Annotated in this window: 15 protein-coding genes; 9 read left to right on the top strand and 6 right to left on the bottom strand. The window is 63.2% G+C overall.

All coding sequences use genetic code 11. The annotated features are described in order from the left end of the window. Positions 1 to 195, top strand: a 195-nt coding sequence (locus H7C86_RS10655) for a hypothetical protein (RefSeq protein WP_182261537.1), incomplete at its 5' end; no start/stop codon positions are given. Between the two features lie 165 nt (positions 196 to 360). On the opposite strand, the gene H7C86_RS10660 is transcribed toward H7C86_RS10655, so the two are convergent. From H7C86_RS10660 to cofC, 3 genes are read right to left on the bottom strand one after another with little or no spacing between them, the layout of a single operon-like run. Then, the gene (locus H7C86_RS10660) at positions 361 to 1,287 is read right to left on the bottom strand and encodes a bifunctional NUDIX hydrolase/histidine phosphatase family protein (RefSeq protein WP_019747939.1); all 927 of its coding nucleotides are present in this window, start codon (positions 1,285 to 1,287) and stop codon (positions 361 to 363) included. Between the two features lie 17 nt (positions 1,288 to 1,304). Continuing rightward, positions 1,305 to 3,548, bottom strand: coding sequence for an RNA degradosome polyphosphate kinase (locus H7C86_RS10665; protein WP_003942685.1), 2,244 nt, complete (start codon positions 3,546 to 3,548; stop codon positions 1,305 to 1,307). Positions 3,549 to 3,599: 51 nt separating this feature from the next. Next, complete coding sequence (cofC, locus tag H7C86_RS10670; RefSeq protein ID WP_078377410.1) at positions 3,600 to 4,349, bottom strand: 2-phospho-L-lactate guanylyltransferase; 750 nt, start codon at positions 4,347 to 4,349, stop codon at positions 3,600 to 3,602. A gap of 126 nt (positions 4,350 to 4,475) precedes the next feature. On the opposite strand from cofC, the gene H7C86_RS10675 reads away from it, so the two are divergent. The 3 genes from H7C86_RS10675 to H7C86_RS10685 all read left to right on the top strand — a co-directional run bounded on the left by H7C86_RS10675 (position 4,476) and on the right by H7C86_RS10685 (position 7,801). Further along, the gene (locus H7C86_RS10675; protein WP_019747941.1) at positions 4,476 to 5,474 is read left to right on the top strand and encodes an NAD(P)H-dependent glycerol-3-phosphate dehydrogenase; all 999 of its coding nucleotides are present in this window, start codon (positions 4,476 to 4,478) and stop codon (positions 5,472 to 5,474) included. Next, on the top strand, positions 5,471 to 6,622 hold the full coding sequence (locus H7C86_RS10680) for a cystathionine gamma-lyase (RefSeq protein ID WP_182261103.1): 1,152 nt from the start codon (positions 5,471 to 5,473) through the stop codon (positions 6,620 to 6,622). The genes H7C86_RS10675 and H7C86_RS10680 overlap by 4 nt, the downstream gene beginning before the upstream one ends. Before the next feature lie 72 nt (positions 6,623 to 6,694). Continuing rightward, entirely contained in the window at positions 6,695 to 7,801 is a 1,107-nt protein-coding gene (locus H7C86_RS10685; RefSeq protein WP_020907268.1) for a D-alanine--D-alanine ligase family protein, read from the top strand. Here H7C86_RS10685 and H7C86_RS10690 read toward each other — a convergent pair whose 3' ends face one another. After that, the gene (locus tag H7C86_RS10690) at positions 7,802 to 8,494 is read right to left on the bottom strand and encodes a DUF3515 domain-containing protein (RefSeq protein ID WP_078377411.1); all 693 of its coding nucleotides are present in this window, start codon (positions 8,492 to 8,494) and stop codon (positions 7,802 to 7,804) included. Positions 8,495 to 8,583: 89 nt separating this feature from the next. On the opposite strand from H7C86_RS10690, the gene H7C86_RS10695 reads away from it, so the two are divergent. From H7C86_RS10695 to H7C86_RS10705, 3 genes are read left to right on the top strand one after another with little or no spacing between them, the layout of a single operon-like run. Beyond that, positions 8,584 to 9,585 carry a thiamine-phosphate kinase gene (locus tag H7C86_RS10695; protein WP_182261167.1) on the top strand — a complete coding sequence of 334 codons (1,002 nt, stop codon included), beginning with the start codon at positions 8,584 to 8,586 and terminating at the stop codon, positions 9,583 to 9,585. A 9-nt stretch (positions 9,586 to 9,594) separates the two neighbouring features. Further along, a complete protein-coding gene (locus tag H7C86_RS10700) occupies positions 9,595 to 10,116 on the top strand; it encodes a gamma carbonic anhydrase family protein (protein WP_182261102.1) in 522 nt (173 codons plus the stop codon). Beyond that, on the top strand, positions 10,116 to 10,787 hold the full coding sequence (locus H7C86_RS10705) for a uracil-DNA glycosylase (RefSeq protein WP_020907272.1): 672 nt from the start codon (positions 10,116 to 10,118) through the stop codon (positions 10,785 to 10,787). The genes H7C86_RS10700 and H7C86_RS10705 overlap by 1 nt, the downstream gene beginning before the upstream one ends. 66 nt (positions 10,788 to 10,853) lie before the next feature. Here H7C86_RS10705 and H7C86_RS10710 read toward each other — a convergent pair whose 3' ends face one another. Continuing rightward, complete coding sequence (locus H7C86_RS10710; protein ID WP_019747947.1) at positions 10,854 to 11,648, bottom strand: enoyl-CoA hydratase-related protein; 795 nt, start codon at positions 11,646 to 11,648, stop codon at positions 10,854 to 10,856. A gap of 131 nt (positions 11,649 to 11,779) precedes the next feature. After that, the gene (rpmB, locus tag H7C86_RS10715; RefSeq protein WP_003942669.1) at positions 11,780 to 11,971 is read right to left on the bottom strand and encodes a 50S ribosomal protein L28; all 192 of its coding nucleotides are present in this window, start codon (positions 11,969 to 11,971) and stop codon (positions 11,780 to 11,782) included. 348 nt (positions 11,972 to 12,319) lie between these two features. Here rpmB and H7C86_RS10720 point away from each other — a divergent pair, with 348 nt between their 5' ends. Together H7C86_RS10720 and recG are read left to right on the top strand one after the other, a co-directional pair. Continuing rightward, a complete protein-coding gene (locus H7C86_RS10720) occupies positions 12,320 to 14,029 on the top strand; it encodes a DAK2 domain-containing protein (RefSeq protein WP_020969321.1) in 1,710 nt (569 codons plus the stop codon). A 73-nt stretch (positions 14,030 to 14,102) separates the two neighbouring features. After that, positions 14,103 to 16,364, top strand: coding sequence for an ATP-dependent DNA helicase RecG (gene recG / locus H7C86_RS10725; protein ID WP_029255116.1), 2,262 nt, complete (start codon positions 14,103 to 14,105; stop codon positions 16,362 to 16,364). Positions 16,365 to 16,475: the final 111 nt, after the last annotated feature.

Genomic DNA, 16,475 nt, shown 5'->3' on the forward strand with positions numbered 1-16,475 from the left:
AAGGCTCCCGCCAAGAAGGCTCCGGCCAAGACCGCAGCCAAGAAGACGGTTGCCACCAAGGCTCCCGCCAAGAAGGCTCCGGCCAAGACCGCAGCCAAGGCTCCGGCCAAGAAGGCTCCGGCCAAGAAGGCTCCGGCCAAGACCGCAGCCAAGAAGGCTCCGGCCAAGAAGGCTCCGGCCAAGCGCGGAAAGTAGTCGCGTTCGGGTGAAAAACCCGATGCCGTAAGACAAAGAGGTGCAGCCGCGGATCTGATCCGCGGCTGCACCTCTTTTTGCTGTCTGGGAGAAGTGTGAATTCTCCTGTGTTTCAGTGCTTTGCAAAACTACCGAATCGAGCTGGGGCCGGTTGGTCCAAATCCCTCAGGAGTTGGCGACTTTGGGGAGCGGGCTGTCGAGGTGATCGGCGGCGACGAGACGGCCGTCGAGGAACGAGAGCACCCAAGTGCTCGCCTTACGGTTGCGTGCAGAGGGCAGTGTTACACCGGCCGTATCAGCCCACCAGCGCATCAAATCGGGGATGACGCCTCCTTGGCTGCAGATCACTGGAGTGCCCTCCAGTGCGGCGATCTGCAGCGCACGTGCCCGAGCGGCGTCGGGATCGGCCTCGTAACCTTCTTCGGTCAGAAGAGGTTCCGTCGAAATCTCGACACCCAATGCCTCCGCCAACGGCATTACGGTGTCGATGCAGCGCGTACGGTCAGCCGCGAAAACCGAATCGGCTCCGAAGATTTTCAGCTGTTCGACCAAGGCGGCGGATTGCTCTTTGCCCTTGGCGTCGAGTGGACGCAAATTGTCGTCGCCCTTGTACCGCTTACGGCTTCCAGCCTTTGCGTGGCGGACGAGTAATACCGTTTTGGTGTCAGGCCGAATGGAAACGAAGCGGCGAAGAATCATTCGATCCATCGGGTAGGAAAGATGATCGGCGACCTCGGCGACCGGAAGCCAATAGAGAACATCTACTTCGTTATTCGGCCCGAAATCTCCGTCGACTGCTTCGGCCGACCAGTATTCGACTCGTTTGAGTTTGCGATGTCCCGGGATCGGGTACGTCACGCCACCGAGGTGCCTTCCGAAACGTCCGGTGATCGAGGTCTCTTCGCGGACCTCGCGAACTGCTGCGGTCAAGAAGGTCTCGCCTGGATCGAGCTTTCCTTTGGGGAATGACCAGTCGTCGTACTTCGGTCGATGTACGACGGCGATCTCGATGGCGGAAGGATCCTGGGGAGCCTTCCGCCACAGAACCGCGCCTGCGGCAAAGATGTTGGCTTTGACCGGCTTGTCGCTCATGGTGTGATCCGAGCCCGTCAAGACCCGCTGGCGGTGCGGCTGCGCATCAACGACTGTTGATGCTCGCGTACGTCCTCACCGCGTTCGGGGGCAGCGACCCAACTGCCGTCCGGATGCAGTACCCAGCAGCGAGTTCGCGGATCGAGCGCGGAATCGAAGATGTCACCGAGTTGCTTCGACAGTTTCGGATCCTTGACCTGCACCATGACCTCGACGCGGCGATCGAGGTTGCGGTGCATCATGTCTGCGCTGCCGATCCAGAATTCGTCGGCCGAGCGGAAGTGGAACATTCGCGAGTGTTCGAGGAACCGCCCGAGAATGGAACGTACTTCGATGTTTTCGCTGAGGCCCGGAACACCCGGCTTGAGCGCGCAGATTCCGCGGACCACGATCTCGACGGGGATACCGGCCTTGGACGCGCGGTACAACGCGTCGATGACCTGCTCGTCGACCAATGCGTTGGCCTTCAAGCGGATACCGGCATCGCGGCCTGCGAGCTTGTGGGCGATCTCGTTGTCGATCCGCTCGATGATCCCGCGGCGAACCCCGTACGGCGCGACGAGAAGGTTGCGGTAGCTCGTCTTGCGGGAGTATCCGGTCAACGAGTTGAAGAGGTCGGTGAGGTCAGCACCGATCTCCGGTGCTGCCGTGAGCAATCCGACGTCCTCGTACATGCGCGCGGTCTTCGGGTTGTAGTTGCCGGTGCCGATGTGGCAGTAGCGACGAATGGTCGAACCTTCGCGTCTGACGACGAGGCACGTCTTGCAGTGAGTCTTGAGACCGACGAGACCGTAGACGACGTGAACGCCGGCCTGCTCGAGTTTGCGTGCCCACTTGATGTTGGCTTGCTCGTCGAAGCGGGCCTTGATCTCCACGAGGGCAACAACTTGCTTGCCGGCCTCGGCGGCGTCGATCAGTGCGTTGACGATGGGGGAGTCGCCCGAAGTTCGGTACAGGGTCTGCTTGATCGCGAGCACCTGCGGGTCGGCCGCGGCCTGTTCGATGAAGCGTTGAACGCTGGTGGAAAACGAGTCGTAAGGGTGGTGGACGAGCACGTCGCCCTCGCGCAGGGTCGAGAACACACTCTTCGGTGTCTCACGCTCGCCGAACGCCGGATGCGTCGCCGGGACGAACGGCGCGTCCTTGAGTGCTGGGCGGTCGACGGCGTAAACCTGCCAGAGGCAGGACAAGTCGAGGAGCCCGGAAACCTCGATCACGTCGGCCGGATCGACGTCGAGTTCACGCAGAAGCAGTTCGAGCATGTGCTCGGTCATGTCGTCGGCAACTTCGAGGCGAACGGGCGAACCGAAACGACGACGCGCCAATTCACGTTCGAGTGCCTGCAGCAGATCCTCGTCCCGATCCTCTTCGACCTCGAAATCGGCATTGCGTGTGATTCGGAAGGCGTGATGTTCGACGATTTCCATTCCGGGGAACAGCACGTCCAGATGAGCCGAAATCAGTTCTTCCATCGGGAGGAACGAATCGATGGTGGACGAAGACGTCGTGCTCTTGACTCGCACGAACCGGCCGACGTTGTCGGGAACCTTGACGCGAGCGAAGTGTTCGCCGCGGGTGACGGAGTCCTTCACTGTCACGGCGAGGTTGAGGCTCAGTCCGCTGATGTAGGGGAACGGGTGGGCGTGATCGACTGCCAACGGCGTCAGTACCGGGAAGACCTGCTCGTGGAAATGCGCCGATAGCCGGCCGTGATCGTCGGCGCTGAGGTCGGCCCATCGAACAATTGAAATGCCTTCTGCCGCCAGGGCAGGGCGGACCGAGTCGAGAAACACGTGTGCGTGCTTGTCGGCGAGTTCCTGGGTGCGACGCGCAATGAGCGCCAATTGTTCGCGTGGGGAGAGGCCGTCGGCGGACCTGACCGACAGTCCCGTCTCGTCGCGGCGCTTGAGTCCGGCGACCCGGACCATGAAAAATTCGTCGAGATTGGAAGCGAAGATGGCGAGGAACTTTGCGCGTTCGAGCAACGGCAGTGACTCGTCGGCAGCCAATGCGAGAACACGAGCATTGAAATCGAGCCAGCTGAGTTCGCGGTTTAGGTAACGATCCTCGGGAAGTCCGACGAGCAATTCGGGTAGCTCTGCCTTGGTAGCTGCAGGGGGAGCGCCCGGGATGTTGGTGGCGACCGCGACGGCCTGAGATCGCGGCGAGGTGGCCGCGCCGTTCTCGTGTCGGCCGGAGCTGTGGTCTCCGTCCGACTGGTCTTCGGAAATACGGTTTTCGAGTGCTTCGCCATTGCTCACTCGTCGATCATCCCCCACAATCGCGCGGTCCGACAATCGATGAAAGAAAATTCATCGACTGTTCGACGGCGTGGCCTTGAGTCTGGTCAACGAAGCCAATGTCGCGGGGCCTACTCCCAGTGCGCGCACGGTGTCGAGATCGGCGTGGGTATCGACGTCGGTGCGCAGTCCCGGCCATTGGCCGTTGAGTGGACGAGCACCTGAATTAGCATGTCCCCGTGCGGATTCCGGACCGAATCGGGGGTCGAGCGCACTCTCGCCACACGCAAACAATGCGGAAGTGCCGGTGCCGTGGTGATCGACGACGACTGAACGTCCACCGCTTCGGGCGGCGGCCACGGCCTCCGTCAGCTCGCTCGGTTGCATCGCGGGCAAGTCGGCTTGCAGCACAACGAGGTCGACCACTCCGCGTTTGGCTCGGATATCGGCGGCCGCTGCACTCAACGCTGCGTTGAGGGTTTCCTCCGCGCGCGGTGAGGCGCCGTTGGTCAGCGAGATGTCGGGAGCTGGATCGGCGTAGACCGTCACGCCGACGGAATACGCAAGAGCGGCAACGGTCGGGTCTGGGGTGACCACCGTGACGGTGTCGATGGCAGAGACGGCGGCAACGGTCGCGAGGGTGTCGTGAAGCATGGCCAACACGAGGTCTGCACGCGCGTCCGCGTCGAGTTCGCCCGCGAGCCGGGACTTGGCCGATCTCAAGGACTTGACGGCCACTATCGCATGCATGGGGCGTTCGATCTCCGTGCGCGCATGCGGTGTCTCCACGACGTGTGGGTACGGGGGTTCCGCGCTGTCCATCCCTCGATCTTGCCAGTCATCACGCTCGGTGTCCGCGGCTGCCCACCGCAGTGCACCACAGGCGATACTCTGTGCAGACGATTTTTCTGGCGGCGACCCGCTTCGCCGGGTAGACGGGGTGAGCGTGTGAGTAAGGCAGCTGTATTGGGCGCAGGTTCGTGGGGAACAGCGTTGGCCAAGGTGATGGCCGAGGCCGGAACCGACGTGACGATGTGGGCCAGGCGTGAAGAGGTCGCGAAGCGCATCGACACCACGCACGAGAACAGCGACTATCTGCCAGGCATTGCTTTGCCTTCGTCGATTCGCGCGACCCACCACCACGAGGAGGCGATGGCAGGCGCTGACTTCATCGTGCTGGCGGTTCCCTCGCAGTCGCTACGGGGAAACCTGGAGCAGTGGAAAGGCTCGATTGGACCCGATGCGACTCTGCTGAGTCTGGCCAAGGGAATCGAGACCGGGACGCTCATGCGCATGAGCCAGGTCATCGTGTCGGTGACCGGCGTGGAACCGGGGCGCGTCGCGGTGCTCTCGGGCCCGAATCTTGCACACGAGATCGCCAGCGGGCAGCCAGCGGCCACGGTGATCGCCTGCTCGGATTCCTCGCGTGCCCTCGCTCTCCAGGATGCTTGCGCTACCGGCTATTTCAGGCCGTACACCAACTCCGACGTCATCGGTTGCGAGATCGGTGGCGCGTGCAAGAACGTGATCGCGCTGGCCTGCGGCATGGCCGCCGGTAGTGGATTCGGCGACAACACGGTTGCCAGCATCATCACCCGTGGTCTCGCCGAGACGATTCGGCTCGGTGTCGCGCTCGGCGCCAAGGCGTCGACGCTTGCAGGCTTGGCGGGCGTCGGTGACCTGGTCGCGACCTGCACGTCCGAGTTGTCGCGAAACCGGACGTTCGGAGAGCGACTCGGACGGGGCGGGTCGATGGAGTCGGCACAGAAGGCAACCAACGGTCAGGTCGCCGAGGGCGTGAAGTCGTGTACGTCGGTACGCGCACTCGCTGCCGGCTACGACGTGGAGATGCCGTTGACCGACGCGGTCCATCGGGTGTGCCACGAAGGCATGGCCGTCAGCGATGCGATCGGTCAGTTGCTCGGACGCCGGACGAAGCCGGAATGAGTGAAATTAATGTGAGTGATTTCGAGGGTTACGGGGATTCGACGCGCAGTGTGAGCGCCGTTGCGCGCGAACACGCTGCGGGTCAGCCCATGCAGCTGGGTCCGATATTTGCTGCGCCGTACCAACTTTCGGTGGACGAAGGCTCCGAGTCCGATACCTATGCTCGAGCGTCGAACCCGGGTTGGCGCGGACTCGAATCGGCGCTCGCGGCGCTCGAAGGAGCGGACCACGCACTCGTCATGGGGTCGGGGATGTCTGCGATCACCGCGACCTTGCGCAGCGTGCTCGTCGCCGGGGATACCGTCGTCGTGCCCTCGGACGGGTACTACCAGGTGCGGTTGTACGCGAACGAACGTCTGGCGCCGTTGGGAATCACCGTTCGCGAAGTCTCGACCCTGCAGATGGGCGACGCGAGCTTCGCGGATTTGCTCGACGCGTCACCGGGTCGCGTGGTCGTCGTCGCCGAGACGCCGTCCAACCCGGTGCTGGACGTGGTCGACCTTCGCGTGCTCGCCGACGTGTGTCACCGATCGGGCGCGCTGCTGATCGTCGACAACACGACTGCGACACCGCTGGGGCAGCGCCCGCTCGAATTGGGTGCCGACGTCGTGGTGGCCAGCGGTACCAAGGCACTCAGCGGGCACAGTGACCTCCTGATGGGTTACGTCGCTACTTCCGATGCGGCGGTGAGTCAGCGGATCGAGCGTGAGCGACTTCTTTCGGGAACGGTGCTCGGCCCCTTCGAGACGTGGCTTGCGCACCGGAGTCTCGGCACGGCAGGCCTGCGATTCGGGCGTCAGTGCGACAACGCGCTGGCCCTGGCCGAGATGTTGGCTGGACACAAAGCGGTCCGGTCCGTTCGTTATCCCGGCCTTCGCGGTGACCCGTCCTACACAACGGCATCCGGTCAGATGAAACGATTCGGCGGATTGGTGAGCGCCGAGTTGGATTCGGCTCAAGCATTCCACTCGTTCGTCGAAGCGAGCAATCTCGTCACGGCCGCCACCAGCTTCGGTGGGATCCACACGACGGCGGATCGTCGTGCGCGCTGGGGCGATCCGGTCAGTGCGGGTTTTGTCCGAATCGCTTGTGGCATCGAGGACACCGCCGATCTCCTGGCCGACATCGAGCGCGCGCTCGACGCGTGAGCGGACCACGTCGATGATTTCCGGCCCGGCCCGATCGCGTGCCGAAGTCGATTCGGCGGTACGGTTTGACGCGTGAACAGCAGCCGTACCCGCGTGGCCGTGATCTTCGGTGGCCGGAGCAATGAGCATTCAGTGTCCTGTGTTTCCGCCGGAAGCGTCCTGAGCAACCTCGACCCGGATCGGTACGACGTCGTACCGATCGGCATCACAGTCGACGGTTCCTGGGTCCTCGGGTCGAGCGACCCCAGCTCCCTCGCGATCAGCGGGCGCGCGTTGCCGTCGGTCGACAAAGACGGAACGTCGGTGGTCCTCAGCGCGGACCCCACCCGCGAGGGCGAGGTCATCTCCTTCGACGGCTCCGACGCCGGTGCTGTGCTCGCGTCGGTCGACGTCGTTTTCCCCGTTCTGCATGGGGCTTACGGCGAAGACGGCACCATTCAAGGATTGCTCGAACTTGCCGGGGTTCCGTATGTCGGACCCGGAGTCCTGGCCAGCGCCGCCGGCATGGACAAAGAGTTCACGAAGAAGCTTCTTGCCGCTGAAGGACTTCCCGTCGGAGTGCAGGTCGTGCTTCGGCCGGGAATCGCAACGCTGACCGAAGAGCAGAAGGCGGAGTTGGGCCTTCCCGTGTTCGTGAAGCCCGCTCGTGGAGGCTCGTCTATCGGCATCACCCGGGTGAGCAATTGGGACGGTCTGGACGGGGCGATCGCTCATGCGCGCCTGCACGATCCCAAGGTGATCGTCGAAGGCGCGATCATCGGCCGTGAGGTGGAATGCGGCGTCCTCGAATTCCCGAACGGTGACGTCAAGGCCAGCGTGGTCGCCGAGATCCGGATGCCGGATGCCGACACCGATTCGGACGCGTTCTACGACTTCGACACCAAGTACCTCGACGACGTCTGCGAATTCGACATCCCCGCAAAACTCGACGAGTCGGTGAGCGACCAGATCAGGGAGCTTGCAGTCCGCGCGTTCAAGGCACTCGATTGCCAGGGACTCTCGCGGGTCGATTTCTTCGTCACGGCTGACGGCCCGGTGATCAACGAGATCAACACGATGCCCGGGTTCACTTCCATCTCGATGTATCCGAAGATGTGGAACGCCACCGGAATCGATTACCGCACTTTGATTTCGACACTGGTCGACACCGCCATCGCTCGCGGTACCGGACTTCGCTGATCAGGGAACCGCGACCGGCGCCGGGTCGAGGGGCTTCTGTTCGAGAGTCGCCGTGATGGTGTCGGAGATCTCCTGAATCGGCGTCGGGCCGGTCCCGTCGGGGATCGTGATACCGATGTACTCACCGCGGTCTACGGCAAACCAAGTGCTCGCAGCCAGACCGACGTCGGTTCCCGAGACCTGGAACCATTGGACACCGTTCACAACCTGTAGTGCTGCAGCCTGGTCGAACTCGGTCGGACGGTCGAGCCCGCAGCGCAACACGATCGGCTCACCTTCGCTGCGCTGCCAAGCTGCCGCTCCAGCCGGAGCAGGGTCAACCAACTCGGCTTTCGTGAAGTCGTCGATCTTGTCGGGGAGCGCACCGAGGAGGGAAACGCAGGCCTCCGACTCCGCCGCCGGTGCCGGTACGGGTCCCAGCGCTACCGGCGAGAGTTCAGGGTTGTTTCCCGCGACGACGGCCGCGATCACCACTCCGACGATCAGGGCTACCGGGAGCGCGATGGCGGTGGCGATCAGCGCCGGACTGCGGCGCTCGGACGGATCGTCGTCGCTATCGGGGTCGATGTCGGCGTTGTCTGCGGTGGAGGTGTTTTCTGCCATGCTCAGTTCTTCGCTCGGGTCCTGGTCCAGTCGATCAGCGGTCTCGTCACTTCGCAGGGCACGTCGGTGAATCGGTAGGATTGCCGACACACGCGTGAGCTTGCAGAAGCATTCACGACCACAGCTAGAAGGTACCGCAGGCCGCTTACGAGCGAATTGCGTCGGCATTGGAGACACTCATCGCATCATCGGAGTTCGGGTCAGAGCACACTGTTGAACAGGTGGGGGAGTTCGACGTGATCGCGCGATCTCTGGTCGGCCGAATCCAACCGGTCACCACCGAACTGGGGCCGGGTGACGATGCCGCGATCGTGACGTCCGGAGACGGCCGTGTGGTTGTCTCGTCCGACATGCTGGTCGAAGGTCGGCATTTCCGAATGGATTGGTCTTCGCCACGCGACATCGGCCGAAAGGCAGTGGCACAGAACGCTGCGGATGTCGTATCGATGGGAGCGCGGCCGACGGCATTCACCGTGTCTCTGGGATGCCCGCCTTCGACTCCGGTCGACGTGATCGACGCAATCTCCGCGGGAATCTGGGACGCGGCAACTGATCTGGGGACCGGTGTGGTCGGCGGTGACCTGGTCCAGTCACCGGTGATCGTGGTGTCGGTGACCGTGCTCGGCGATCTCGGTGGCCGTCCGGCAGTTCTGCGTTCGGGAGCAAAGATCGGTGACAAGATCGCGGTCGCCGGGTTGTTCGGTTGCTCGGCAGCCGGGTTGGCTCTACTGCTCGACGAAGCCGTATTGCTCGACGAGACCGAAAGCTTTCCAGACTTGCTTGCCTCTCATCGTGTTCCGAATCCGCCGTATCAATCGGCATGGGACGCCGCAGAATCAGCACATTCCATGACGGACGTATCCGACGGATTGATCGCGGACCTACGACATCTCGCAGAGGCCTCGCACGTGCGGTTCGACATCATCTCGGCCGCGGTTCCCACCTCACCCGATGTCGCATCGGCGGCCGAGGCGCTCGACGTCGATCCGCTGGACTGGATCCTCTCCGGTGGTGAAGATCACGGATTTGCAGCAACTTTCGGGCCTGAGGTCGAGATTCCGTCGGGTTGGACTGTGATCGGTGAGGTTGCGGCCGGTTCCGGCGTGAGCGTCGACGGTTCGCCTCGTGAGAGCGGTGGGGGATGGCACAGCTTTTCGACCACCGTCACCACCGCGGTATAGGTTGCTTTCATGGCTGTATATGCACTTGGAGACAGAGTTCCGGACATTCATCCGGACGCATACGTTCACCCGGACGCAGTGGTGATCGGTGCCGTGACTCTCGCGGCAGGCACCTCGATCTGGCCGCAGGCGGTATTGCGTGGTGACTACGGAACCATTTCGGTGGGAATCGGATCCAACATCCAGGACGGAACTGTCATCCATTGCACCGCCATCGATGCGACTGTCATCGGTTCCGGTTGCGTGGTGGGCCACAACGCGCATATCGAGGGGTCGACCATCGAGGACCACTGCCTGATCGCATCGGGATCCGTGGTTCTCAACGGAACGGTGATCGGGACGGGGTCGATCGTCGCCGCGGGTGCGGTGGTGGCCAACAAGATGCAAGTTCCCCCGCGCAGCATGGCACTCGGTGTGCCCGCCAAGGTCCGTGCGGGATACGAAGTTCCGCTCGGCCACCTCGACGGAAACGTCAAGATGTACGCAGCCAATGCGGCGTACTACCGCGACGCGTTGCTCAGGCTCGACTGATGGCGCCGCTTGCAGAGATCGTCGATCCAGGGTGGGCGCGGGCACTCGAACCGGTCTCGGAGCAGATCTCCGCGATGGGTAAGTTCTTGCGCGAAGAGATCGCTGCGGGACGGGAGTATCTGCCTGCGGGAGAGAACGTCTTGCGTGCATTCACGAACCCGTTCGACGACGTTCGGGTGCTCATCGTCGGTCAAGATCCCTATCCGACGCCCGGTCATGCTGTCGGGTTGAGCTTTTCGGTTGCCCCGGACGTGCGGCCGGTTCCACGAAGTCTCGGTAATATCTACAAGGAGTATCACCAGGATCTCGGGTTGCCGATACCGCCGAACGGCGATCTGACGCCGTGGTCGAAACAAGGTGTGCTGCTTCTCAATCGCGTACTCACCGTGCAGCCGGGTCAAGCCGCTTCTCATCGTAAGAAGGGCTGGGAGCCGGTGACCGAGCAGGCTATCCGCGCTTTGGTGGCGCGGTCGTCACCGATGGTGGCGATCTTGTGGGGTCGTGACGCGGCCACTCTCGCGCCGATGCTGGGCGACACACCGATCATCGAATCAGCGCACCCGTCACCGCTTTCGGCTTCGCGCGGCTTCTTCGGTTCGCGCCCGTTCAGTCGTGCGAACGAACTCTTGACCGGACTCGGGGCCGACCCGGTCGACTGGAATCTGGGCTGATCGAACTGCGCCTGCACTCACCTGGCATGCCGAACGTCGTGACACGACATTCGGCATGCCAGCTGACTAGGCCTGCTTTGCGGAAGTGAAATCGGGGCGACGCTTGTCGACGAATGCGTCGACACCCTCGCGCCCGATCGGGCTGTTCGCCGCGAGGGCGATGGACGCAGCCTCGGCGTCGAGTTGCTCGGCGAGCGAGTTCGTCCGCGACGAACGCAGCAGTGCTTTGATTCCCGAGTACGACGTACTCGGTCCGTTGGCCAAAGCGCGGGCGAGGCGAGCTGCCTCTTCCTGGACCTCGTCGTCGCCGACGAGTCGGGTGAGGATCCCCAGCCGGACGGCTTCGTCGCCACCGATCACCGAATCGTTGAGAAGAATCTCGCGAGCGCGTGCCACGCCGACGATGCGTGGGAGTGTCCACGACATTCCGCCGTCCGGGGTGAAACCGATGGAGGGGTACGCGGGGCGGAGCTTGGTGCCGGTGCCGCCGATTGCGACGTCGGCGAGGCAGACCAGGCTCATTCCGGCGCCGGCAGCCCATCCGTGGACCCCGGCCACCACTGGAGCGGTCGCGGCGTCGAGCGCGCGAACGAACACGTGGAAGACACGGGCAACCTCGGCGACGTACTCGCCGCGGTCAGGGGCTGCGGCGAACGCACGGACGTTGCCGCCGGCACAGAAGTTTGCGCCTTCGCCGACCAGAAGGATGCTCCCGATGTCGTTTCCGACTGTCTCGAGCGCCTGCGCGCCCTGAACCAGTCCTTCGTCGTCGAGGGAGGTGCCGTTGGCGGCGGTGGAAATGGTGATGCGGAGTACGCCCTCGTCGAGGGTCACTTTGCTCAGGTCATCGATGGAAGTCACTCAACGCACATTACGGGTGTCGGACAGCCATACGAAACACGGGGACACATAGATACAGCCACATAGAAACAGCTCTGCCCCCGTCACCGAAGTGACGGGGGCAGAGCCTGCAATAGTTTGTGCTCGGGCAATCAGCCCCGAGCGACCTTGCCTGCCTTCAGGCAGGAGGTGCACACGTTGACCTTACGGGTGTTACCCGGGGCAACCTCGGTACGAACAGACTGAATGTTCGGGTTCCAGCGACGATTGGTACGCCGGTGCGAGTGCGAGACCGACTTACCGAAGCCGGGCCCCTTGGCGCATACGTCGCAGACGGCAGCCATAGTCGCGAACTCCTTGTTAGAAATGAATATTGAAGTGGTTACCCTACACGGTAGGGCAGCCAGAATTACAATCCGAATATACTCGACTTCGAACCGATCCTTGACCGCTCACTGTGCAGCCGAACGTGAAAACAGTCAATCAGCAACAAACAAAGTGCAGCATTATTTCGTGTAGCCCGTTCGAGGCAACCGTGTAAGAGTAACCGCTTCCGGCCCGAATGGCCAAACCGCCCGGTAATGACGGTTGCGCAGAAGCGTCGGACTACCCTCGACTGCACCGATCACCGATCTCTTTTTCATCGTCAGTCTTTCCATCGTCTGTCTGTCCATCGTGGAGGGGAACCGTCAGTGGGGGAAGTGCAACGCGTCGCCGAAGAAGCGGAATCCGTCGCGGACGGACATCTGCTGCGGCGCTGGGCCCGTCGGGCGGTCGACAGCCTCCAGAAACGTCGCGGTGAGATCAACAGCCTCAACGTCTTTCCCATCCCTGATTCGGATACCGGCACCAACCTGTTGTTCACGATGCGGGCCGCGCTCGATTCCGCCGAGACGATCGAGGACGACGTCCGCAGTGCCGGCCGCGTCGCCAACGCGCTGGCTCGGGGCGCGGTGTCCGGTGCACGGGGTAATTCCGGAGTGATCCTCTCCCAGGTGATCCGGGGTATCGCGGAGAGCGTTCAAGGCGAGCACATCGACGGCCGTAGCTTTGCGAACTCACTGACCACGGCGACGGGGCTGGCTTCTCGGGCTGTCTCCGATCTGGTGGAAGGCACCATCGTCACGGTTCTGCGCGCGTCGGGTGAGGCAGCGCAGGAGTGCGTCGACACCAAGACGCCGAGCGGCGAGGATCTTGCTTCCGTGGTTGCCGCCGCTGCCGATGCGGCTGCGATCGCGCTGAACAAGACCCCGGAGCAACTGGACGTTCTGGCGTCGGCCGGGGTGGTCGATGCCGGGGGATTCGGTCTGGTTCTGATCCTCGACGCTTTTGTCGAGGTGGTGACCGGGAAGTCGCAGGTTCGCGAGGATCTGGGGACGCCGGACCCGAGGTCGAGCGCAGTTGTCGACGTCAGCGCATTCGATCACGATTGGGCTCACAAGAGCCCGATCGAATGTGGTGATCACTCGGAACAGGATTTCGAGGTCATGTACCTCGTCGACGACTCGGACGACGATCGCATGACGGCGCTGCGCACGCGGCTGTCCGTCCTCGGAGATTCGACGGTCATCGTCAGCGACGGCTTCGGTGGCTGGTCGGTGCACGTGCATTGCTGCGATGCCGGTGCAGCCGTCGAAGCCGGCCTCGAAGCCGGGAAGGTCCACGGTATTCGCATCAGCAGTTTTCTCGTCGACGAACGCGACCAGTTGGTGGCACGGGCGGAGAGGCGATTCCCGGGTGCCGGTGCCCGCGGCGTTCTGGCCGTCGTCGCCGGTGAGAGTGCGGCGGCGTTGTTCGAGAGTGAGGGTGCGACGGTTCTTCGGTGCGACGACGCGCCGGTGACACGTGCGCAACTGCTCGGCCGCATTCGTCAGATGGAGCGAAGTGAAGTTCTGGTGCTGCCGAACGGAGCCTTGACGGCTCAGGAACTGGTCGCAGTCAGTGCCGCTGCACGCGATCCGCTTCACCAGGTTCTGCTGCTGTCGACATCGTCGATGGTTCAGGGCTTGGCCGCACTTGCCGTTCACGACGCTCAACGCAACGTCGCCGACGACGGCTTCACGATGTCCGAGGCGGCGGCTGCGACGCGCTGGGGATCATTGCGAATTGCGGTCGAGCGTTCGCTGACGTACGTCGGGACGTGTGATCCGGGTGACGCGATCGGTCTGATGGGGCACGAGGTGGTGCTCATCGGTCCCGACGTCGCGGAGTCGAGTGCGCGACTGGTCGACCTCGCGCTCGGATCCGGTGGCGAACTCGTGACCCTACTCATGGGCGCCGACGCGCCGGACGCCCTGGCCGGGCAGCTCGAGGCGCACGTCATCGCGCACCATCCGGGCGTCGACGTGCTCGTCTATCAGGGTGATCAGCCGGGTGACCTGTTCCAGTTGGGTGTGGAGTGATCGAACCGGGTCTGTCGGTGACTACTGATATACGAACACATGTGCTTACCGCGACACTGTGCTGGAGGAACTGATGGCGACGCTCGCCGACCCACTCGATCGGCTGCTGGGAAAGAAGACCGCGGACGCGCTCGACGAGGCATTCGAGATTCGGACGGTCGAGGACCTGCTGCGTCACTACCCACACCGGTACGCGTCGGCAGGCAAGGAACTTGCCGAGAAGGAGCCGCCCGAAGGTGAGCACATCACCATCATCGCGCGGGTGGCGTCGGCGGCGGTCGTGAAGATGAAGAACCGTCCGGGGCAGATGTTGCGAGTATCGCTCGCGACTGATTCGCAGACCGTCGACGTCACGTTCTTCAATCCGCAGAAGGTGCGGCACGTCATCAAGCCCGGCGTGCGTGCGATGTTCTCCGGGACGGTGAAGTACTTCCGCGGCAAGTGGTCTCTCACCCACCCGAGCTACCTGATCCTCCCGGAACCTCGTGTCGGCGAGGAGGATTCGGTAGTTCCGCTTGCATCCATCAAGGGGGCCGGTGACCTTGCCGGTCTGGCTCGCGCAAACCAGGATCCCGGCGCCGAACTCGATCTGTCCGTCTTCGACCGCGCATTGATCCCGCTGTACCCGGCGACCCGCGAGGTCGAGAGCTGGACCATCATGCGGTGCGTGCGGCAAGTGCTCGATCAACTCGATCCGATCGAGGAGCCGTTGCCCGCCGAGACTCGGGCCGAGCACGGATTCATCGGTTTGGACGAGGCACTGCGCACCGTTCACCTCCCGGATACCAAGGAGGACATCGAACGATCTCAGGATCGTCTGCGTTTCGACGAGGCGCTGTCTCTGCAGTTGGTCCTCGCGATGCGTCGTCACGACAATTCCGAGCGTGTAGCGCCGGCCTGCGCTCCGGTTGCCGGCGGGATCGCGGACCAGTTCGAGGAGATGCTCCCGTTCACTCTGACGGAGGGACAGCAAGCAGTCGCGGAGGAGATCTCCAGCGATCTCGCTCGCCCACACCCGATGAGCCGGCTTCTTCAGGGCGAGGTCGGGTCAGGCAAGACCATCGTGGCTCTGCGCGCGATGTTGCAGGTCGTCGACGCCGGTTATCAGTGCGCGTTGCTCGCACCGACCGAGGTCCTGGCAAATCAGCACGCGCGATCACTGCGCAAGATGATGGGCCCGCTGGCCGCAGGCGGTGAACTCGGTTCGGCCGAACATTCCACCCGTATCGCCCTTCTGACCGGCTCGCTGCCGGTCGCTGCGAAGCGCGCAGCGCTGCTCGAAGCCGTGACCGGCGACGCCGGGATCGTCATCGGTACCCATGCGCTCATCCAGGACAACGTGGAGTTCTTCAACCTCGGCATGGTTGTCGTCGACGAGCAGCACCGCTTCGGCGTCGAGCAACGTGATCAGTTGCGATCACGAGCGCGTGAAGGTCTGAGTCCGCATCTGCTGGTGATGACGGCAACGCCGATTCCGCGAACCATCGCCATGACGGTGCTCGGCGACCTCGAGGTCTCGACCCTGCGGGAACTACCGCGTGGGCGAACCCCGATCAAGAGCAGCGTCGTGCCCGCGAAGCAGAAGCCGCAGTGGGTGGATCGCGCATGGGAACGAATCCGTGAGGACGTTGCCGCTGGTCGTCAGGCGTATGTCGTGTGCTCACGCATCGGCGACGGTGAGCAGGGTGCCGGTGAGGACCAGTTCACCGAGGAGAAGCAGCCCGAGACCAAGTCGGCGGTCGACGTCTTCGAAGAGCTGTCGAGTGGCCCGCTGGCCGATCTGCGAGTCGGGTTGCTGCACGGTCGACTGCCTTCCGACGAAAAAGACGTCGTGATGAGCGCATTCAACGTCGGTGACATCGACGTCCTCGTCTGTACGACTGTCGTCGAAGTCGGTGTGGACGTTCCGAATGCGACGGTGATGGTGATCGTCGACGCCGAGCGGTTCGGCGTCAGTCAGCTCCATCAGCTGCGCGGACGAGTCGGTCGAGGCAAGCACCAGGGGCTGTGCATCCTCGTCACCGGAAGCAATCCCGGCGGACCGGCGTACGAGCGGCTCTCGGCGGTGGCAGCGACCAACGACGGGTTCGAACTGGCGCAACTCGACCTCGCGACCAGACGTGAAGGAGACATTCTCGGTGCGGCGCAGTCTGGCACAACCTCGAATCTGAGACTGCTTTCCCTCATGGCCCACGGAGACATCCTCGAGTCCGCCAGGGAGTTCGCTCAGGGAATCGTCGACTCCGATCCGTCGCTCGAGGATCATCCCGCCCTCGCTTCCATGGTGACCGCTGCCCTGGACTCCGACCGGATCGAGTACCTCGAGAAGTCGTGACGGGTATGACGACAAGCTGAAATCGAATAGCACGAGGACCACCGGGTTGGTTTCTCGATTCAGTCCGAAATATGAGACTCCGCATGTAGACGCAAGATGAAATCGGGGTAG

The organism is Rhodococcus sp. UFZ-B548, assembly GCF_903819475.1.
Taxonomy (GTDB): domain Bacteria; phylum Actinomycetota; class Actinomycetes; order Mycobacteriales; family Mycobacteriaceae; genus Rhodococcus_F; species Rhodococcus_F erythropolis.